The sequence below is a fragment of the Catenulispora sp. GAS73 genome, from assembly GCF_041262085.1.
Lineage (GTDB): Bacteria > Actinomycetota > Actinomycetes > Streptomycetales > Catenulisporaceae > Catenulispora.
Genome location: NZ_JBGCCM010000011.1, coordinates 158,748 through 178,538, shown reverse-complemented (window position 1 = coordinate 178,538; position 19,791 = coordinate 158,748). Strand labels below are relative to the sequence as shown.

General features: G+C 70.9%; 19 protein-coding genes. 9 read left to right on the top strand and 10 right to left on the bottom strand.

Annotated elements, in window-relative coordinates; genetic code table 11:
• Positions 1-7 precede the first annotated feature (7 nt).
• From ABH935_RS18670 to ABH935_RS18650, 5 genes are all read right to left on the bottom strand, one after another.
• Positions 8-1,027, bottom strand: coding sequence for an acetamidase/formamidase family protein (locus tag ABH935_RS18670; protein WP_370379166.1), 1,020 nt, complete (start codon positions 1,025-1,027; stop codon positions 8-10).
• A gap of 45 nt (positions 1,028-1,072) precedes the next feature.
• Positions 1,073-2,299 (bottom strand): MFS transporter, encoded by a 1,227-nt coding sequence (locus ABH935_RS18665; RefSeq protein ID WP_370379265.1) that lies wholly within the window; start codon positions 2,297-2,299, stop codon positions 1,073-1,075.
• Positions 2,300-2,620: 321 nt separating this feature from the next.
• Complete coding sequence (locus tag ABH935_RS18660; protein WP_370379165.1) at positions 2,621-3,085, bottom strand: MarR family winged helix-turn-helix transcriptional regulator; 465 nt, start codon at positions 3,083-3,085, stop codon at positions 2,621-2,623.
• Between the two features lie 108 nt (positions 3,086-3,193).
• Positions 3,194-3,535 (bottom strand): hypothetical protein, encoded by a 342-nt coding sequence (locus tag ABH935_RS18655; RefSeq protein ID WP_370379164.1) that lies wholly within the window; start codon positions 3,533-3,535, stop codon positions 3,194-3,196.
• Positions 3,536-3,551: 16 nt separating this feature from the next.
• Positions 3,552-4,307 (bottom strand): hypothetical protein, encoded by a 756-nt coding sequence (locus tag ABH935_RS18650; RefSeq protein WP_370379163.1) that lies wholly within the window; start codon positions 4,305-4,307, stop codon positions 3,552-3,554.
• Between the two features lie 97 nt (positions 4,308-4,404).
• Here ABH935_RS18650 and ABH935_RS18645 point away from each other — a divergent pair, with 97 nt between their 5' ends.
• From ABH935_RS18645 to ABH935_RS18635, 3 genes are read left to right on the top strand one after another with little or no spacing between them, the layout of a single operon-like run.
• The gene (locus ABH935_RS18645) at positions 4,405-5,205 is read left to right on the top strand and encodes a DNA alkylation repair protein (protein WP_370379162.1); all 801 of its coding nucleotides are present in this window, start codon (positions 4,405-4,407) and stop codon (positions 5,203-5,205) included.
• A gap of 27 nt (positions 5,206-5,232) precedes the next feature.
• On the top strand, positions 5,233-5,622 hold the full coding sequence (locus tag ABH935_RS18640) for a hypothetical protein (protein WP_370379161.1): 390 nt from the start codon (positions 5,233-5,235) through the stop codon (positions 5,620-5,622).
• A 58-nt stretch (positions 5,623-5,680) separates the two neighbouring features.
• The gene (locus tag ABH935_RS18635; protein ID WP_370379160.1) at positions 5,681-6,775 is read left to right on the top strand and encodes a winged helix DNA-binding domain-containing protein; all 1,095 of its coding nucleotides are present in this window, start codon (positions 5,681-5,683) and stop codon (positions 6,773-6,775) included.
• A 123-nt stretch (positions 6,776-6,898) separates the two neighbouring features.
• On the opposite strand, the gene ABH935_RS18630 is transcribed toward ABH935_RS18635, so the two are convergent.
• Entirely contained in the window at positions 6,899-7,972 is a 1,074-nt protein-coding gene (locus ABH935_RS18630; protein WP_370379159.1) for a phosphodiester glycosidase family protein, read from the bottom strand.
• Positions 7,973-8,090: 118 nt separating this feature from the next.
• Between ABH935_RS18630 and ABH935_RS18625 the strand changes: the two genes are divergently transcribed.
• Complete coding sequence (locus ABH935_RS18625; RefSeq protein ID WP_194906525.1) at positions 8,091-8,672, top strand: DUF4365 domain-containing protein; 582 nt, start codon at positions 8,091-8,093, stop codon at positions 8,670-8,672.
• Complete coding sequence (locus ABH935_RS18620) at positions 8,669-9,481, top strand: hypothetical protein (protein WP_370379158.1); 813 nt, start codon at positions 8,669-8,671, stop codon at positions 9,479-9,481. The genes ABH935_RS18625 and ABH935_RS18620 overlap by 4 nt, the downstream gene beginning before the upstream one ends.
• Positions 9,482-9,813: 332 nt before the next feature.
• Here the strand turns inward: ABH935_RS18620 and ABH935_RS18615 are convergent, their stop codons facing one another.
• Complete coding sequence (locus ABH935_RS18615; RefSeq protein ID WP_370379157.1) at positions 9,814-11,175, bottom strand: MFS transporter; 1,362 nt, start codon at positions 11,173-11,175, stop codon at positions 9,814-9,816.
• Between the two features lie 115 nt (positions 11,176-11,290).
• Between ABH935_RS18615 and ABH935_RS18610 the strand changes: the two genes are divergently transcribed.
• The 3 genes from ABH935_RS18610 to ABH935_RS18600 all read left to right on the top strand — a co-directional run bounded on the left by ABH935_RS18610 (position 11,291) and on the right by ABH935_RS18600 (position 13,099).
• Positions 11,291-11,824, top strand: coding sequence for a MarR family winged helix-turn-helix transcriptional regulator (locus tag ABH935_RS18610; protein ID WP_370352295.1), 534 nt, complete (start codon positions 11,291-11,293; stop codon positions 11,822-11,824).
• A gap of 113 nt (positions 11,825-11,937) precedes the next feature.
• Positions 11,938-12,507, top strand: coding sequence for a YbjN domain-containing protein (locus ABH935_RS18605; protein WP_370379156.1), 570 nt, complete (start codon positions 11,938-11,940; stop codon positions 12,505-12,507).
• Between the two features lie 202 nt (positions 12,508-12,709).
• Positions 12,710-13,099, top strand: a complete 390-nt coding sequence (locus ABH935_RS18600) for a hypothetical protein (protein ID WP_370379155.1) — start codon at positions 12,710-12,712, stop codon at positions 13,097-13,099.
• Positions 13,100-13,526: 427 nt separating this feature from the next.
• On the opposite strand, the gene ABH935_RS18595 is transcribed toward ABH935_RS18600, so the two are convergent.
• A complete protein-coding gene (locus tag ABH935_RS18595; protein ID WP_370379154.1) occupies positions 13,527-14,519 on the bottom strand; it encodes a DMT family transporter in 993 nt (330 codons plus the stop codon).
• A gap of 125 nt (positions 14,520-14,644) precedes the next feature.
• Between ABH935_RS18595 and ABH935_RS18590 the strand changes: the two genes are divergently transcribed.
• Complete coding sequence (locus tag ABH935_RS18590) at positions 14,645-15,625, top strand: hypothetical protein (RefSeq protein ID WP_370379153.1); 981 nt, start codon at positions 14,645-14,647, stop codon at positions 15,623-15,625.
• A 25-nt stretch (positions 15,626-15,650) separates the two neighbouring features.
• On the opposite strand, the gene ABH935_RS18585 is transcribed toward ABH935_RS18590, so the two are convergent.
• Positions 15,651-17,489, bottom strand: a complete 1,839-nt coding sequence (locus ABH935_RS18585; protein WP_370379152.1) for a SpoIIE family protein phosphatase — start codon at positions 17,487-17,489, stop codon at positions 15,651-15,653.
• A 269-nt stretch (positions 17,490-17,758) separates the two neighbouring features.
• The gene (gene pknB, locus ABH935_RS18580) at positions 17,759-19,582 is read right to left on the bottom strand and encodes a Stk1 family PASTA domain-containing Ser/Thr kinase (RefSeq protein WP_370379151.1); all 1,824 of its coding nucleotides are present in this window, start codon (positions 19,580-19,582) and stop codon (positions 17,759-17,761) included.
• Positions 19,583-19,791 lie beyond the last annotated feature (209 nt).

Here is a 19,791-nt window from a genome sequence, read left to right as displayed (position 1 = left end):
CCGCAGCTCACCCCGTCAGATAAGCCGCCGCACGCTGACGCAGCACCTCGTGCACCCCGTACGCCGAGGTCTCCGACGGCAGGAACGCCTTGCGCATCTTGGCGACCGACGTGTAGTTCGTGTCGCACACGTTCGCCAGCGGCGACTCCACGCCCTGCGTCACCAGCTGGTACGCGTCCAACTCGCTCAGGCCGTAGTCGCGGGCGATCCACTGCACGAGATCGACCTGCGCGATCCGGAACGCGTCCTCCAGGGGACGTGCCGACCCCGCGGTCATGATGTACGCGTCCGACTCCAGCCGGGGCCACGGCGTCGGCACGCCCTTCACCAACTCGATGGTCACCACCGTGTTCATCGCGGTCTCCACGGCCACCCCGCAGGTCTCGCCCTCACCCTGCCGGGCGTGGCCGTCCCCGAGGCTGAACAGTGCGCCCTCGACGTTCACGCCGAGGTAGCACGTGACCCCGGCCCGCATCTCGGGGGTGTCCATGTTGCCGCCGTGCGCGTCGGGCACGAGCGCCGAGCGCACTTCGAGGTTGGCCGGGGCGACGCCGACGGTCCCGTGCATCGGGTCCATCGGGAGTTCGACCTCGACGTCGCTGTCCTTGGCCTGGAACAGCGCGGTGCGGCGCTCGCGGTCCAGCTGCCAGATCCAGACCCGCTCCGGCAGCGGCGGCTGGAGCGTCGCGGTGGTGTGCGTGGAGGTCAGGGCGCCGAACAGCGGGACGGTGGTCGAGGCGGCCCAGTCGCGGGCCGGCTCGATGGACACGAAGTGGATCGCCAGCGTGTCGCCGGGCTCGGCGCCCTCGACGTAGAACGGGCCGGTCTGCGGGTTGAGGAACGGGAACTCGCAGACCTCGGTGACCAGGTCCTTCTCCGAACGCACGCGGCCGGCGAAGCAGTCCTCGGTGAACAGCTCCAGAGTGTCGCCGGGCTTGACGCGGGCCAGCGGCGGCGCGCCGCCGAAGGTCCAGACGTATTCGCCGACGGAGGGGGTGAACTTGTGGACCGGGAGCGAGTTCGCCATGACTAGCACTGTAGCCAGGCGAACCCGCTCCGGGGGAGCACCTCCTCAGGAGGCGGAGCCGAGTTCCTCGACCAGCGCCTCCTCCTCCGCTGCGTCCTCGGCGTCCTCCGAGGTGTCATCGAAGGTCTGGCTCTCGGCCTCGGTCAGCAGCCGGTGCCCGGAGGCCAGGATCGCGATGCCCAGCACCACCACCATGGCCGCGACGTAGAACGCGACGTGGATGTTGTAGTGCTCGGCGAGCCGTCCGGCGAAGTACGGCGCCAGGCCGCCGCCGATGAAGCGCACGAAGCCGTACGACGCCGAGGCGATCGGCCGGTCGACCGGCGAGACGGTCATCACGGCCTGCGTGGTGACGGTGTTGTTCACGCCGATGAAGACGCCTGCGACGATCACGGCCGTGATCAGCACCGCCCTGTGGTTCACGAACAGCCCGACGACCAGGATGTTGACGGCGAACAGCGCGAGGTTCGCGTACAGGGTCCGGGCGATGCCGAACCGGGCCTGCAGCCGCGGGGCGCCGAACACCGCGAAGACCGCGACCAGCACGCCCCAGGCGGTGAACACGTAGCCGAGCTGGTGCGTGCCCAGCTTCATCGGGAACGGCGCGTAGCCCAGGAGGGTGAAGAAGCCCCAGTTGTAGCACAGGGCGGTGAGCGCGAGGGTGAGCAGGCCACGGTGTCGCAGGGCCTTGATGGGCTCGGTGATCGACACCTTGCGGGCCGGCGGCGGTGTCGGCGCCACCAGCGTGAGCGTGGCGATCAGGGCGATCAGCATCAGCACCGCGACGCCGAAGAACGGCCCGCGCCAGCTGATCCCGCCGAGTTCCCCGCCGACCAGCGGGCCCAGGGCGATGCCGACGCCGAGCGCGGTCTCGTACAGGATGATCGCGCCGGAGAAGCCGCCGCTGGCCGAGCCGACGATGACGGCCAGCGAGGTGGCGATGAACAGCGCGTTCCCGACGCCCCATCCGGCACGCAGGCCCACGATCTGGCCGACGGTGCTGGAGGTACCGGCCAGTGCGGCGAAGACCACGATGATCGCCAGGCCCGCGACCAGCGTCCGCTTGGCGCCGATGCGGCTGGAGACGAAGCCGGTGAGGAGCATCGCCACCGCGGTCACCACCAGGTAGCTGGTGAACAGCATGGTGACCTGGCTCGGCGTGGCCTTCAGCTGGGAGGCCAGGGCCGGCAGGATCGGGTCGACCAGGCCGATGCCCATGAACGAGATGACGCAGGCGAAGGCGACGGCCCAGACGGCCTTCGGCTGGTGCAGGAGGCTCGGGGGTTTGGCGTGGCCCGTCGCATGGCTTGCGTGGCCCGAGTGGCCCGAGTGGTGCCCGCTGCCGGAGGCGCCGGAGCTGCCTGAGCTGCCTGAGCCGCCCGGGCCGCCGGGATTCGCAGTGGTCGCGACGGGCGCCGCGGAGACGTCTGAGGCGTCTGAGGCGTCGGAGCGCAGGGTGGATGACAAGGTTCTTCCTTCCACGCGGTCGGACTACGGTCCCGCTCGCGCACAAGGCGTCCCCACACTGGGCGTTCCTGCGCAAGGCGTTCCTGCGCAAAGCGGCCCCGGATCAGCGACCCGGGCCCGAAACGCTCAGTAGCGTGCGGCGAGCGAGTGGACCAGCTTCTGCGCCACCGGAAGGGCCTCCTCGGCGGCGCGTTGCAGCGTCGCCCGCTCCTCGTCGGTGAGCGTCTGCAGCACCTTGTCGAGGTGTTCCAGGCGGGTGTTCCACCGGGTGCGCAGCGTCTCGTCCCCGGCGGCGGTGAGCTCCACGAGCACCACGCGGCCGTCGGTGGGGTCGGCGACCCGGGCCACCAGGCCGGCGTCCTCCAGGCGGCGCAGCAGCTGCGTCATCGAGGGCTGGGTCACGCCCTGGGCGGTGGCCAGCGAGGTGATGCGCTGCGGCCCGCGCCGTTGCAGGGAGCCGAGGGTGGCGGCGGCGGTGAGGCTGAGCCCGTCCGGGGCCGGCACGTGCCGCATCATCAGCACTGTGACGGTCTCGAAGAGTTCGCCCACCGCGGCCGGGTTCTGATCCACGTCCATGATTGTATCGTCCATCTATATAGGTTGCCTATGTAATGTGGATCACAGTCGGCCGGCGCCGGCAGCGCACCGTATCCCTGGCGATCTCGGTATCTCCAGCGCGCCCGCGCCCGGCCGCCCGGCTCACTCCCAGGGCGCGCCCTTCTCCAGCAGCGTGCGGCCGAACTCGGCCATCTTCGCCGCGTACTCCTCGGTCCACCCGGTCAGCAGCGCCAGATCCGCCACCGGCATCCGGTCGAAGCGCCGGGGATCGGTGAGCTTGGCCGCCGCCACGGCCTGGTAGTTCTCCGCCCGGCCGGCCGAGGCGCGGAAGGCGTCGGCCAACTCGGTGCTGCGCGAGAGCAGCTGCAGCGGGTCCTCTATGGAGTCCAGGCCGAAGAACGACTCGGTGTCGATCGGCACGCCTGCCGGCGGGTCGCCGATCAGATGCAGCGGCCGCTTCTTGGGTTCGGGCTTGGAGGGCATGCCTTGATCGTAGGACTTACTTCTTCAGCTGGAAGTCCGCCGCGCGCTTGGCGGCGGCCTGGGACGCCGAGAGGGTGAGGTCGTCGTTGGTGTGGCCGTCGACGCGGGTCTGGGCGATCAGCAGGACGAGGTCGTTCTGCCGGATCAGGACGACGTTCATCTCCATCGAGGCGATTCCGAACTTCGCCGAGGTGTGCCAGGCGTGCGAGGCGTCGCCGACCTGCGGCAGGCTCAGCGGGGTCGCGTGCAGGGTGACCGACAGGCCCTCCTCGGTGACCTTCACCGCGCCGCAGGCCGTGAGCGCGCCGGCCGCCTTGTCGACCAGGCTCGCCGCAGTCTCACCCTGCGGCTGGATGATCGCCTCGTCCACGTAGTCGTCGAGAGCGCCCTTGGTCCACTCGGCCTGCGCCTGGTCGCCGATGTTCGACTGCTGAAGCACTTCCAGGCCCGGGCAACCCTTGATCATCGACGGGAGGTTGCGCTGGGTGAGGCCTTCGGAACGGAAGCCCGCCGGGAGGTCCGACAACTGGATCAGCGCGGGGGCCAGGCGCGCGCTGGAGGTGGAGGGGCCGCTGGAGGGGGCCGAGGCGCCGGCGGGGGTCGTCGGGGTCGCTGGAGTCGCGGGCGTCGTCGGCGACGCGCTGGTCGGCGCACTGGTGGCGACGTTCTGCGCGCTACTGGCGTTGGACCCCTTAGAGGCTCCGCAACCGGTCAGCATCGCGAGTGCCGCGGTGGCCGCCGTGGCCGTGCCGAGCAGCGTCCGTATCCGCATGGTCGTCCCTCCTGATGGTGAACACTGTTCGTCCATCCTGCCCGAACGGCGCAGCGGATGCCGCCGGATCGGGTCGCGCGATCGTTAGGCTCACGGCGTGACAGATGCGACGACCACCCCGATCCCCGCCCTCGTGTCCGGGTTCGACCACGACCTGGACGGCCTCGGCACCGCCGCCCGCGCCACCTACGACCAGCAGTACCACAAGAGCGAGTTCGCTCACATGGGCGTCCCGGTGCCGGACCTCCGCAAGCTGGTGAAGGGCATGTACAAGGAGATCGGCGGCCGCCGCGCGACCCACGACGACGTCACCGGCCTGGCCGCGGCACTGTGGGACACCGACATCTACGAGCGGCGCCTGGCCTCGGTGTTCGTCCTGGCACAGGGCGTCCGCCTCCTGACCGCGGCCGACCTGCAGGACCTGACCCTGATGCTCCGCGACGCCCCGATGTGGTCCCTGGTGGACCCGATCTCCGGCGACGTCGCGGGCAAGATCGTCCTGCGCGACCGCGAAGGCACCTCCCGCACCCTGGACCTCTGGGCCGGCGACGGCGACTTCTGGCTCCGCCGCGCAGCCCTGCTGGCCCTGATCCCGGCCATCCGCGAAGGCAAACCGGACCTCGTCCGCTTCACCCGCTACGCCGACCCGATGGTCGAGGAACGCGAGTTCTTCATCCGCAAGGCACTCGGCTGGGTCCTCCGCGAGATCGCACACAAGGACCCGACGTGGGTCGCCGCATGGGTGACCGCGCGCCTCGACCGGCTGTCGGGCGTGACGTTCCGCGAGGCGGTGCGGCACCTGCCGGAGGACGCCTCGACGCGGCTGACGGCGGAGTACAAGGCGGCCGGGGGTGGGCGGGGGAAGGCTACGGTGGAGCGGACCGTGGCGGTGGTTTGAGGGGACCGCACCACCAGGAGGAAACCAGTGTCATACCCGCAACCGCTCACCCCCGAGGAGAGCCTCGCCGACGCGAAGAAGCTGCTGAGCCTCCCGCGTATCGTCGTGATCTGCGGCTCCACCCGCTTCATGACCGAAATGAACGAGGCCGATCTGCGGGAGACCAAAGCCGGGAAGATCGTCGTCAAGCCGGGCTTCGACCTGAAGTCGCCGCACGAACTCCGGTCCGATCCGGCCGAGGCCGAGGCGCTGAAGGTTCGACTCGGCGAGCTGCACCGCGCGAAGATCCGGCTCGCCGACGAGGCGCTCGTCGTCGGCGACTACATCGGAGACAGCACCCGAGCCGAAATCGCCTACGCCCAATCGCTGGGCAAGCCCGTGCGATTCACGCACCCCGAAGTCGCCCCCGGCGTCTGAGGCGTCGATCGGCAGCTCGTGCCGGTGTGGCGTGGGTGCGGCACCGTAGGTTTGGACCATGCGGAGCTTGAGCGCGGACGAGGTGCGGTGGCTGCGGGTCCGGGCGCAGGGGCTGGCCGGCGATGGTGCGGGCGTTTCGGGCGAGCCCGCCAGCCGCGCCGTCGCAGCCGCCGTCCGTACCGCTGCGGCGCTCCAAGCGCAGGCGGCCGGCCCGGTACGCCTCCAAGTCTGGGCGCGTACGCGCGGTCTGCGCGCCGCCGACGTCGACGCGGCCGTCGCCGAGGCCGCGGTCGTGCGCACCTGGCTCATGCGCGGCACCATCCACATGGTCGCGGCCGACGACCTCAGGGCGTTCCTGGCCGTGCTCGGGCCGGTGAATCTGCGCGCGGATCGGCGGCGGCGGGAGCAGTTGGAGCTCGGCGACTCGGTGTGCGCCCGGGCGATGGACGCGCTGGCGAAGATCCTCGCCGGTGACAGGGTTCTGACTCGGGCTGAGATCGTCGCCGAGTTGGCGGGGCACGGAGTCGTCATCGATCTGAAGAGCCAGCAGCCGCCGCATCTGCTCGCGTTCGCGGCCAACAGTGCCCTGATCTGCCGGGGGCCCGACGCCGCGCGCGATGAGCCCACGTACGTTCTGCTCGACGACTGGCTGGAGCCCGCCGCGCTGCCCGACCGCGAAACCGCCCTGACCCGCCTCGCCGAGCGTTACTTCGCCGCCTACGGCCCGGCGACCACCGCCGATCTCGCCGCGTGGTCCGGGCTGCCCGCCGCCGACGCCAAAGCCGCCGCCGTGCTCGTCCGCGACAGCCTCGAAGAAGTCGAGCACGACGGCCAGCGCCTGCTGCTGCCGCGCGGCGCCGGCGCCGGCGCCGAAGCCACACCCATGCCGCCGCAGAACCCGCATCGCCTCCTGGCCCGCTTCGACCCCTACCTGCTCGGCCACCGCTCCCGCGACCTGATCCTCGCCCCCGCCTTCGCCAAGCGCGTCAACGCCGGAGGCGGCATGATCGCGCAGACGATGCTCGCCGACGGCCGGATCGTGGGCACGTGGAAGCCGAACCTGCTCGAACCCTTCGAAGACCTGCTGCCCGACCTGCCGCCCGCCGCCGCCGAAGCCTGGCAGCGCGAAATGGACTCCGCCGCAGCCTTCTGACCAGACCGGTATCCCTCAAGAGGAGTAATCCCGCACCTCACCGGGCATCTGCCACCTGGCGGCCATCGCAGTTACGCACCAGTCACGCACCGACAACAAACCGACAACGAAGCAGCCACGAACTCAGCGCGTATAAACGGTGACGAAGTCCCGCTCGTTGCCAGACGTGAAGCGTCCCGCCGGCCCGAGCCACGGCGCCGGCTCGGTCCAGCGTCCGTCCGCGTAAGTCCCGAAGATCGGTCGCGTGAAGTTGATGTCCAACTGCATGGCGCGCACCGCGCCGGCCCGCTGGAGGTACTGCGCGAGCTGCAAGGGCGAGGCGTTGTGCACCGCCGCGTAGACCACTTTCCCGTCCATCGTCACCCCGATCCCGGAGCGGTTGCCGTGCACGTCCGCCGAGTTGTTGGTGAAGCCCCACGTCCGCTCGTCCGCCGCGGTCCCGTCGTTGAGGTCCGCCGCGAGCTTCCCCTCGTTGATCATCAGGGCCAGGTTCTGGCGCACGCCGACGACGTCGGTACTCGGCAGCCCGCCGGGCCACGCCAGGACGTCCATGGAGCCGTCCTTGTAGAAGACCTCCGAAGCCGTCCCCGTGCGCAGCGGCCCGAAGGCCGTGTGGCCGCCTAGGTAGAAACCACCCCAGGAAGCGTTGTTGGCCATGAGGAAGCCCCCGTTCCACCCGGCGATGAGCCCGCTCGTGCTCGCGGCGTTGCCGCCGGGCCAGCCGCTCCCGCCGGGGACCTGCGAGCCGGCGTGCAGCACGAAGCGCACCGCCGCGGGGTCGAACCGCGCCGCGAACGCGTCGACGCCTCCGCTGACCTCGACGCTGGGCGAGCCGGCATGCCAGGCCAGCGGTTCTCCGGCCGGCGCGGAGTCGGTGTATCCGGGCAGCTTCGTGGCCGGGCCGGTGGCCGAGGAGCCCGGCAGGACCGGGACGTGGGACGGCGCGGTGGCCGACGGCGTCGTCGGCGCCGACGTTGAGGATGTTGAGGACGCACCCGACGACGAACCGCCCGAGGACGCCGCGGCCCCCGACGAGTTCGACGCCCCCGTCGGCGAGGCCCCTCCCGGACCCTTGCCCACGGGCGTGCTGCCGATGGCAGAACCCGTACCACTGGACGAACACCCTGATACGGCGACCACGACCGTCGCGACCGCCGCCGAGGCGACACTGAAGCGTTTCCCGAAACTGCTGCTCACGGGGATCACCTTAGATGTTCACCGGGAGTCAACGCTAAGTGACCTATCGATGACGGATAGTCCAGGTTACTCTTGTATCAGGACCCTCTAACCCCGAAGAGCGCGTATAAGGGAAACCATGACGGGGACCATCGACCAAGGGTTCCAGGCCAACGAGAACAAGACCGGGGGTGCCGGACGCCCCCTGAGCCTCGGCGACTCCGGACACCAGGGCGACTTCGGTGAGACTTTCATCAGAGCCCTGGCCGCCGCGGCCAACCTCGACGCCCTGCGCTCCGACCGCGACCGGGTCGGAGTGGACTGGACGCTGCGCTATCCCGCCGCCGACGGACGCCGCGGGTTCCCCCTGATAGACGCCCAGGTGAAGTCCTGGTCCGATCCGCGCGGAAACGACGTCGCCTGGCGTTATCCGCTGGAAGTGAAGAACTTCAACTGGCTCGCCGGGCGCGACTACCTGGTGCCCCGGTTCCTGTTCCTCGTGGTCGTGCCGCGCGCCTCCTCGGCGTGGACGGACATCACCACGGACCGGCTAATTCTCCGGCACGCCGCGTATTGGGCGTGTTTCCACGACGCGCTCCCGTTGCCCGGAAGAAACCGGTCAAGTACGTATACAGTGCGCGTCCCGCGTGAGAATCTGCTTACTATCAGGGCCCTCCACGGGCTGTTCGGCGATGGGTTCCGGGAGATGCTCACGTCATGACCGCCCCCACATCCACATCCGGCCGGGCCGCAAGGCTCCGGCCGGATGACGTACTCCGCTATTTGGCAGCAACGGGCTGGCGCAGAGGCCGCGACTACGGGCGCGGCCAGATCTGGGAGCTCGACCCGCCGCCCGGGGTCGCGAACCCGCACCCGTACGAGGTGCTGGTGCCGCTGGACCAGCGGCTGCGCGACTATCCGCTGCGGATGACCGACCTGCTGGAGACCGTCGCGAACGCCGAGCAGCGGGACGCGAACTCGGTCCTCGGCGACCTGGACCTCAAGTGGGCGGACGTGCTCTACGTGCGCCTCAACGAGTTCTCGCTGGCCGATCTGGCGCCGGCGATGACCGGCCTGCGCGACCTCGCCCTGGCGGCGGCGCGCGCCGTGGACGCCAAACACGCCTGGGACTTCGTGCGCGGCGCCGAGGTGGGGACCTCGCGCACCGGCGTGCCGGTGCTCACGGTGCGGACCGTCCTCACCCCGGACGTCGGGGAGCCGATCGAGCGCAGGGTGACCCGGACGATGTACGAGGGCGTCCTGGGCGCCTTCCGCGCGGCCATAGGGGATCACGAGTCGCAGGCGTACTTCCCGATAGTGAACGGCTACAGGGCGACCCGTCCGACGCTCGCCAGAGAGGTCTGCGCGGCTCTGGCACGGATGGGAGGTCGCAAACGGTCCGGCTACGAGCTGCGCTTCACGTGGTCGCCGGACGTCCCGTTCAAAGGGGACCAGGCGGTCTTCGAGTTCACTCCGCACGTGCTTGGGGAGGTGGCACGAGCGGCCAAGGAGCTGCGCGACTTATCGTGATCTGTATGTCCTCCATCCGCAGCGCGTACGAAGAGTTCGGTGCGGAGGAGTACTACCGGCGGTTCGGAGCCGACTACCGGAATCCGCACGAGACCGCCGTACGCGCCGTCATCCAGGAGAGCGTGAAGCGGAACTCCTTGGATCTGCGCCACGTACTGGACTTGGCGTGCGGCAGCGGAGAAGCGACGCGCGCACTCCTTGAGATCGGCGCTAAGGAGATCGACGCAGCGGATCCCTATACGGCGGCCGCGTATAGCGCCGCTATAGGGATCCCCGCCGAAGAGTTGAGCTTTGAAGACGTCGCGGCAGGGGCTCTGGCCGGCCGCCACTACTCACTGACTGTGTGCAGTTTCGCGCTGCACCTGGCCGACGTCTCTCGCCTGCCGCTGCTGGCGTGGCAGCTGGCTCAGGTGTCCGACGCGCTGCTGATCGTCACCCCGCACAAGCGGCCCGATCTGCGGACCGAGTGGGGCTGGCGGCTCGTCGACGAGTTCGTCCGGGACCGGGTGCGTTCCCGGGTCTACGTTTCGTACCGAGACGGCCAAGGTGAGCAGGCAGACGGCCAATAGGCCGCCGAACGCATAGCGCGATCCGAGTCCGTTGTTGTGGTGCGCGAACGCTATAGCGGTCGTCACCAGGTAGATGCCGCCGGACGTGCCCAGGCTGCGAGCCGTGCTGAGGAAACCGCTGATGACACCCGAAGCCTTCTGCGGCACCGCTGCCATCACCTGCGCGTTGTTCGCCGGGGCGTAGGCGCCCAGGCCCAGCCCCAGGACGCCCAGCAGCGGGACCAGCACCGCCGGCTCGAACGGCAGCACCAGCAGCCCGGCCAGGGCGGCCACGGCCAGGCCCAGCCCGGCCCCGGCCCGGCACTTCAGGAACGAGGCGCCGACCGCGAAGCCCACCGGCAGTGTGGTCAGCACCAGGCCGGAGGACAGCGCGCTGCTGCCCCGCGCGGCCATGATCACCGGCACCAGGACCAGCGGCCCGAACAGGACCAGGTAGCCGCCGGCCGCGCCGAGCAGGCCCCAGCGGACGTCGTGCTGCTTCAGGGGGCCCAGATCGGGCTTGAGGCCCGGGTTGCGCTCGCGGGTGCGCGGGAGCATCAGGACGCCGCCGACCAGGGCCACGACGCCGACCGGGACGTTCACCCCGAACACCCAGCGCCAGCCGAGGGTGTCCACCAGCAGGCCGCCGACCGCGGGGCCCAGGCCCAGGCCGAGCGCCTGCGCCGCGGCCTGGACGCCCAGGGCCTGGCGCAGCTTCTCGCGCGGGGCGGCGTTGGAGATCAGCGCGATGCTGTTGGCCTGGAGCATCGCCGCGCCCAGGGCCTGGACCACGCGGAAGGCGATGAGGGTGTCCAGGCTGGGGGCCAGGGCGCAGGCGGCGGAGGCGGCGGTGAAGACGCCGAAGCCGTAGACGTAGAACAGCTTGCGGCCGAAGGCGTCCGACAGACGGCCGGTCGGGACCAGCAGCAGGGTGAGCGTCAGCAAGTACGACAGGGAGACCCAGGAGACCGCGGACAGGGACGCGTGGAACTCGGTGCGCAGGGCCGGGAAGGCGAGCGTGGTGATCGAGGCGTCGAGCTGGCCCATGAAGGCGCCGAAGCAGACGGTCAGGACTGCCAGCCGCCAGGCCCAGGGGAGGTTGCGTATGCGTTCCGGACGCGGTCGCTCACGAAGCAGGACGTTCACGATTTCCAGCGTACTCCGAAAGTTTCGGACACCGAAATATTCGGAACGCCGACACTGTGTCTCAACCGTGCGGAGGCACAGGCGCAACCGGGCCCTCGTCTTCTAAGGTCTGGACATGCCTACGCCGGAGACCCCCGCGACGCCACAGCAGTTCGAGGCCCAGACGTACCAGCCGCCCGCGACTGGCGACGCGACCGCGCAGCAACTCACCGACGTGGTGACGCGGCTGCGGCGCGCGCTGCGCACGTCGATCCGCACGGAGTACCCGTGGGAGGCGCTGCCGATGGCGCAGATCGAGCTGATGCAGGCGCTCAGCGACCGGTCCCCGGCCCGGGTCGGCGACCTGGCGGCGCGCCAGCGGCTGTCCACCTCGACGGTCAGCGGGCTGATCGGGCAGCTGATGACGGCGGGCCTGGTGGTGCGCGGCACGCACGCCGACGACCGCCGGGTGGCGGTGGTGGAGCTGACCGAGGCCGGCCGCAACCAGCTGGCCGACTGGCAGGCGGCGCACCAGCGGCGGATCGGCGCCGCCCTGGAGCGGCTGGAGCTGCCCGAGCAGGACGCGGTGGCCGCGGCCCTGCCGGCGCTGGCGAAGCTGGTGGAGTACTTGTTCGCGGGGTCGGGACTGGGCGCGGACGACGAGGCGTGAGCCCGTCCCGGCCGGCGCCGCCATCGGTTGGGTGCGGCCACGAGTACAGCCTCGTTGCCGGGTGATGACAGGATGGAAGAGCCAACTTCTGAATCTGCCGCTGAGGACAACGCATGACCATCGATCCGGGAGCCATCCCGAACTTCGGCCCGCAGGAGCCGCCGCAGGGTCCGCCGCCGATCATCAAGCCCGACGCCGCCTTGATCGGTGACCTGTTCGAGCAGGTCGGGATCAAGTACGGCACCGACGACGAGGGCGACATCGTCGCTTCCTGGCCGGGCTTCCGTGTCTACGCGATGTTCCGTGGGGAGAACAAGGAGCTGTTCGCGGTGCGCGCCTTCTACGAGCGCGCGTACCCGCTGGAGGAGAAGCAGGAACTGCTCGACGTCATCGACGAGTGGAACCGCGACTCGCTGTGGCCGAAGGTGTACACGCACACCAACGAGGAGGGCGTGCTGCGGCTGGTCGGCGAGTCGCAGATGGTCGTGCCGCAGGGCGTGAACGTCGACTACTTCGTCGCCAGCGTCATGAACTGGGTGCAGGCCTCGATCGGCTTCAACGGCTGGCTGGCCGAGCGGCTCGGGCTTGAGGTCGAGGTGGACTCGGTCGGGCAGGGCGGCGACGACGACGATGACGACGACTCCGACGGCCCCGGCAACAACCCGGGCGGGATCAACAACTGATCGGCGACCGATCGGCAAGTGATCGGCGAGTGTTCGGCAGGGACCGGCGGCTGACGTTTATGCGTCAGCCGCCGCTTCGGCGTTGAGGGGGCGATTTCCCTTAAGGGCGTCTTCGCAGGCCTCGGGGTCGCGCAGCGCGCCAGCGGATTTCGGACCCTGCGTTGTCCGCGCGCCAACCGCGACGGAGTGCCAGAATCAGGGCATGGCGACGGGGCTGAGCAGCATCCGCATCGAGATCGGCGGATCGGAGCACTGGGGCGTCGAAGCGGCAGTCCACCCGCTGATCGACGGCCGCGACATAATCCGCGAGTCCTTCGTCTCCGGCCCGGGGCTCCCGCCGGAGATCCTGCTCCGCCCGGACGGCGGACTGCGCGCCGCCGCCGAGCCGCGCGAAGTCGTCCTTGCCGAGGCCGACTGCACCCCCGAGTGCTGCGGCGCGCTGGCCGTGACCATCCGCCGCGACGGCGAGCAGGTGGTGTGGGGCGGCTGGCGAGACCTGAACGGACCGGCCCCGGTGCTGCCCGAGTTCCGCTTCGACGCCGGCGAGTACGACGCGGAGATCGCTCGGGCCGAGCACGCCGCGCTGCACTAGCCGGCGACCAGCCCCGCCCCGACCTCGGCTCCGCTGCCAAACGCCGCCGCAGTGTCTCGCGCTCCCCGGCTCCGCTGCCTAGCGATGCTGCGGCTGCCTCGCCGCGACCCCGGCTCCACTGCCAAACGCCGCCGCAAGCGCGGCCCTGGCTGCATCGCCTGCCGCCTCCGCAGCCAGCCAGCGAAGCGGCACCTCCGATCCTTCCTCTGCTGCGACCGCGACTCTGCTGCCCAGCATCGCTGCGGCCTCGACTGCCGCCAGCGCCGCCGCGGCACCGGCCCGAGCGCCGCCAGCGCGGCCGCCGCTACCGGCCCTTGCGCTTAGCGCCGCTGTGGCTGTGGCTCTGCTGCCCGCCTGCCCGCCTGCCCGCCTGCCCGCCTGCCCGCCTGCCCGCCTGCCGCAGCCCAGCCCCGACCGCCGCCATCGTCTACCTGCGCCGCGGCCCCAACTCCACCGCATACATCGCCGCGAGCACCAGTGCGGCCCCGATCCACCCGCGCACCGCCAGCGTCTCGCCGGCCAGTACTCCGGTCACGCCCGCGAACACCGGTTCCATCGTCAGCACCACTGCGGCGCGGGTGGCCGGCATCCTGGCCTGGGACCAGGTCTGCAGGAAGAAGCCCGCCGCCGTGCCGAGCAGTGCCGTCACCGCGACCGCGGCCCAGCTGGAGGCGTTCGGGGGCAGCGTCAGGATGCGGCCGCCGCTGCTCCCGTGGCTGATCACCGCCAGCAGCAGCGAGACCGCCGCGACCGTGCCGATCTGCACCACCGCCAGGGCGTAGGCGTCGTGGCGGTGCGACCATTCGCCCAGGCCCACGATGTGCAGTGCGAAGAAGAACGCGCCGACCACCGTCAGCAGCTCCCCGCGCCCTATCGACAGGCCGTGCAGCGAGATCAGTGCGAGTCCGACCGTCGCCAGCGCCACCGCTGCCCACACCGCCGGTGGCACGCGCCGTCGTAGTAGCACCGCACCGATCAGCGGAGTGAACACCACGAACAGTCCGGTGATGAATCCCGACACCGAGGCCGATGCGGTCCGCAGCCCGAACGTCTGCGCCGCGTACCCCGCCGCCAGCACCAGGCCGAGCAGCACGCCGTGTCGCCAGCCGCCGCGCCCCAGCCCCGCCAGGGCCCGGGGGCGCACCGCGAGCATCGCCGCGCACGCCACCGCGAACCGCAGCCCCAGGAAGTCCAGCACCGGTACCGAGGCGATGGCGTCCTTCACGACCAGGAACGTCGAGCCCCACACCGCCGTGGTGGCCACCAGCCCGGCGGTCGCCAGCAGGCCCGAGCGGCGCGTCGCGGCGTACTGGTGCGCGGGGGACAGCGACGACGACGGCGAACCTGGCGTCGGCGGTACGCTCAGAGCCGACTCGGGGGCGGGCGGGGCAGGCGACCCGGGCGGGACTTCGGTGTTCACGCCCGCCAGCCTCTCATAACTTTGCCGAATAGCGGATTTATATTCGGTAGGCGAGACCGAGCCCGATCGCAGGACCTTGGTACAGTTTCCGTTCGAACCTGAATGCGAAGTGGGGGGATTCCACAGTGCTGGAAGCGTTGGCCGGATTCGTCCGGGCACGGACCACCGCAGAGGAGATCGCAGCGCTCGCCGACGGCCAGGGCCTGTTCCTCCCGCCGGACGCCGGGGTCGAGGTGTCCGAGCTGATGGAGTCGCAGGACCCCGCGGAGCTCACCGCCAACGTCGTCTCGCTGCGCAACCTCATGCCGGGCGGCGACCTGTTCCACACCGCCGTCCTGGCCCTCATGTGCGGCACCCTGGTCGAGCGGGGAGCCGACGCCGGCGCCGCCATCGACGCCACGCTGGAGCTGTTCGTCCAGCAGCTCGACGCCCTCGCCGACGAGCGCAACCGGGGCGACGAGATGGTGACCACCGCCGGGCAGCTGACGTTCATGGCGACCATGACGATGCTCTGCCGCTCCGTCGGGACCCGCAAGCGCTGGCGCGCGCGGCCGGAGGTGATGGCGCGGCTGGACGAGCTCGAAGAGGCCGGGCTGGTCCCGTGGTTCCTGCGCGAGGTGTTCACCCTGCACGACGACGTGGACCTGCTCGTGCTCGACGCCAAGAACCGGCGCGCCTTCCAGTTCCGCATGATCGGCGTGCGCGACCGCCTCTACCACTGCTACGCCCTGCTCCAGGACGCGCTCCTGCGGCACGCCGGACCCGGCTACCTCGACGCCGAGCCCGTCGACCCCGAGATGGTCCGCTTCGCCCGCAACCGCGACCTCGCCGAGGACGACTTCTCGAACCAGGACCTGCACGACCACCTGCGGTTCAACTTCGCCCTGCCCGGCACGCTGTTCATGCCCGGTTCGGCCTCGCCCTCCGAGCTGCCGACGGTCGACGGCCTGCCGCTCCTGATGGTCGAGCCGAAGGGCATGTCGATCAACTGGAACCCGGCCAACATGTACGGGGTCGTGCACGAAGCGCTCCAGGCCTCCGTGGAACTCGTCCGCGAGCTCGACCGCGCGCAGGCCGACGCCCTGTTCGCGAAGTGCGGTGTGTAGGTCCGGCGAACCTGAACGCCGGAACCTAAGCCGCCACCGCCAACCCCTCCAAAGCGAACCACACGACCTTCCCCGTCGACGTCCGCCGCGACCCCCAGTCCGCCGACAGCTCGCTGACCAGGAACAGCCCCCGGCCGCTCTCCTCCAGATCGTCCGGCAGCGCCGCCGGCCGCGGCTCGGCCCCGACCTGGTCGGCGACCTCGCACGTCAGCCGCTCGTCATAGGACAGCCGGATCTCGATCGGCCCGGGCCCGGCCGCGTGCCGCACCGCGTTCGTCGCCAGCTCGCTGACCAACAGCTCCGCGGTGTCGACGGTGTCCGCCGGCAGCCCCCACGAGCCGGCCTGCTGCCGCACGAAGTGCCGCGCCTCACGCACCGCGTACGACTCCGCCGGCAGCTCCCACGACGCCGAGCGCGACGGCGCGCGCCCGATCCGCGCCACCAGCAGCGCCAGGTCGTCGCGGTCGCCCTCCAGCACCAGCGTCCGGGTCAGGGTGTCGCAGATCTCTTCCAGGCCCGCTTCGGGATCGCCGAGGTTCTCCAGCAACAGATGTAATCCGTCTCCGATGTCGCGGTTCTTCGACTCCACCAAGCCGTCCGTGCACAGCACCAGCAGCGAGCCCTCCGGCAGGTCCAGCGTCCAGGACTCGAACGGGTCCGACACGAACCCCAGCCCCAGCGGCCGGTTCGCCGGCACGTCCTCGATCCGCGGCTTCACCGCCGGGTCCGGGTGCACGATCACCGGCGGCACGTGCCCGGCCCGCACGATCTCGCACGTGCGCGCCTCCGGATCGTGCACCGCGATGATGCACGTGGCGAACAGGTAGCTGTCGGCCATGTCCGGCAGCAGCGCGTCCAGGTGTCCCATCAGCTCGGTCACCGGCAGCTCCAGCCGGGCCAGCGTTCGCACCGCGGTGCGCAGCTGCCCCATCACCGTGGCGGCCTGCATCCCGTGCCCCATCACGTCCCCGACCACCAGCGCCACCCGGCCGCCGGTCAGCGGGATCACGTCGAACCAGTCGCCGCCGACCTCCGCCACGTCGCTGCCCGGCACATACCGGTGCGCGACCTCCATCCCCGGCGGCGGCTGCACCCGCTTGGGCAGCAGCGAACTCTGCAACGTCAGCGCCTGCGACTTCTCCAGGTTGTACAGCCGCGCGTTGTCTATACACAGCGCCGTGCGCCGCGCCAGGTTGTCCGCCAGCTCCACGTCCCGGCCGCAGAACTCGGCGCGCGCCGCCGGGTCGCGGTTGAACGCCAGCAGGCCCAGCACCCGGCCGCGAGCCATCAAAGGGCTGAGAAGCAGGGAACGCCCCGCTATGGCCTGGTAGAAGTCCGGGCGTCCGAAGTCCTCGGAGGTGCGCAGCGCCAACTCGTCCGGGACCACCGGGAAGAACAGCGAGCGCCGCTCGGCCATGCACCGCGCGAAGGGGGAGGCCGGCGGGCACACCGCGGTCTCGCCGATCGGCAGGGTGGACAACCAGAACTCCACCGGCAGCGGGTCCTTGTCGGAGACGCCCAGGGCCAGCCGGCGCACCCGCGCGCCGCCGTCCTTGAACGGCGCCGGGATCTCGTGGTGCGTGGCGACCCGCTCCTGCAGCAGCACCCACGTGGTGTCGGCGAAGTCGGGTATCGCGATGCCGACCAGTTCCTCGGCGGTGCGCACCAGGTCCAGGGTGGTGCCGATCTCCTCGCTGGCCCGGTTCAGCAGGGCCAGGCGCAGGCGCACCGAGTCGGCGGTGTCGTGCCAGTCGTGCGGCGGTGCCGCGTGCCGGGGAGTGCGCTTGTCACCCCCCGCTCCGACCGCGCCCGCTTCCGGGGCGCCGGGTGTACCGGAAAAGGGAGTGGCGGCTTGATCCGCCACCGTCCGATCCACTGCTCGCTCCCACCCTCTCGCTGCCTGCCCACCGCGTGCCGTCCGGCGGTCCCGGGTCAGCACCACCGACTCCGCCGCGGCTCGCGTCCACTCATCCTCTTACCCGCGCCGGGCGCCGCTGACCATCACTGACGTTCCGTCACCGGACGGCCACTGTCGAGTATGGACATCCCTCGTCCGTGAACGGGCCGAATCGCCGAAGTATCCGGTCCTCGCAGGCGGGGCCCGGGGCGCGCGGACCCGCCGCGCGCTCCCGGTCAGGACAGCGGGTTCTCGAAGAGCGCCACGGGGTCCTTGTGCCGTGCATACTTCCCCGCCTCAGGCTGCTGTGAATGGATCGTGCTGCCGAAGAACCACTTGTTGACTTCTACGTTGGTGAAGCCTTGGGCCGCCAGCTTTGCGCGGGCGTCGTCCTCCGAAAGTCCGGTCACGTCCGGCACCGGGAAGGTCGCGGCGCCCTTGGACAGCGTCAGCGTCACCGTGCTCCCCGGCTGCGCCGACGAGGGGTTCACCGACGCCACGGAACCGCTGGCCACGGTCTCGGAGAAGACCTGGTCCGGGGCGATCACCACCTGGAAGCCGGCGGACCGCAGGGCCTCGGTGGCCGAATCAGGGGTCTGACCCGATTCGTCCGGCACCAGGACCGGCTTGGGGCCGCGGGAGACTGTGATCTTCACCGCGCCGCCCTTCTTCACCTTGCCGGACGGATCCGGCGAGGAGGTGATCACCTGCCCGGACGGCACGCTGTCGCTGTAGTCGTTCAGGACCTCCGGGCGCAGGCCGTCGCGGGTCAGCTCGGCCAGCGCGGCGTCCTGGGTCTGCCGGATCACCGAGGGCATCGAGCGGAACTGCCCGCTGGTGGTCCACCACGCCACGATCCCCAGGACCACCGCGATCACCAGGATCACGGCCAGCGCGTAGTGCCCGCGCCGCGGCCGCCAGGGCTGGTCGGCCGGGATCAGCTGGCGCGGCTGGTTCGGGGAGGTGCGGGCCTTGTAGACCTGCTTGCCGCCGGGCTTGGTGGCCCGGGCGGCGTGGTCCACCCGGGTCGGGTTGGTCGGCAGCGGCGGGGGCGGCGGCACGGCGCGGGTGTTCTCCGGCGCCGGCATCACCCTGGTGCGCGCGGTGTGGCGCTGCCCGGCCAGGGCCGCGAACTCCGCGGTCGCGGTGTTGTCCGGGTCCCGGTCCTCCGGGATCGCGCCGAAGTCCAGCGCGGCGTCCGGCAGGCTGCCGATGGTGCGCAGCACCTCGGCGTGCAGGACGTTGGCGTCGCCCGGCCGCTCGTCCGGCTCCTTGGCGGTGGCCCGGGCGACCAGCGCGTCCAGCGCCGGGTCCAGGCCGGGCACGGCGGCCGAGGGGGCCGGCACCTGGTCGTGGACGTGCCGGTAGGCGACCTGGATCGGGGAGTCGGCGACGAAGGGCTTGGCCCCGGTGAGCATCTCGTAGAGCACGATGCCGGCCGAGTACACGTCCGAGCGGGCGTCGCAGATCCCGGACTTGACCTGCTCGGGGGCCAGATACGAGGCGGTGCCGACGATCATCCCGGCCAGCGACACCGTCGCCCCGGCCGCCGCCGAGCGCGCCAGCCCGAAGTCGGCGACCTTCACCGCGTGCGCGTAGGTCCCCTCCTTGCCGATCAGCACGTTCTCCGGCTTCACGTCCCGGTGCACCATCCCGGCGCGGTGCGCGGCGCCCAGCGCCGAGAGCACCGGCGCCAGGATCTCCAGCGCCTCGCGCGGGGTGAAGCGGCCGCGGTCGGACAGCAGCTCGCGCAGCGTCTGGCCGTCGATGAACTCCATGACCAGATACACGTGCCCGCCGTCGGCACTCTGGTCGAACACCGCGACGATGTTGGGGTGGGTCAGGCGCGCGGCGGTCTTCGCCTCCCGGATGAAGCGCGACACGAACTCGTCGTGCCGCGCCAGCTCAGGATGCATGACCTTGAGCGCGACCACGCGGTCGAGCCGCCGGTCGGTGGCCAGGTAGACCGTTGCCATGCCCCCGCGAGCGATCAGGGAGTCGACCCGGTAGCGCTCGTCGAGGACCTGCCCGACCAGCGAATCGTCCAAAGTCTTGTCCACGGAGCAGAGTCTAGAACGTGGGACCGTCGCTGGTCTGGTGGGAAACAACTTGGAGTAGCCGGGCGGCGTCGTCCCGATGTTCTCCCGGCGTTGCCCCGGCGCTCTTCCGCGAGGCGTGGAGACCGCCCCGGTTGCCCGTACGGGCAGTCATCCGTGCCCAGGAGCCGGCTCCCGGCATCGCGGCGCTCGTGCTGACAATGGTGGATTGA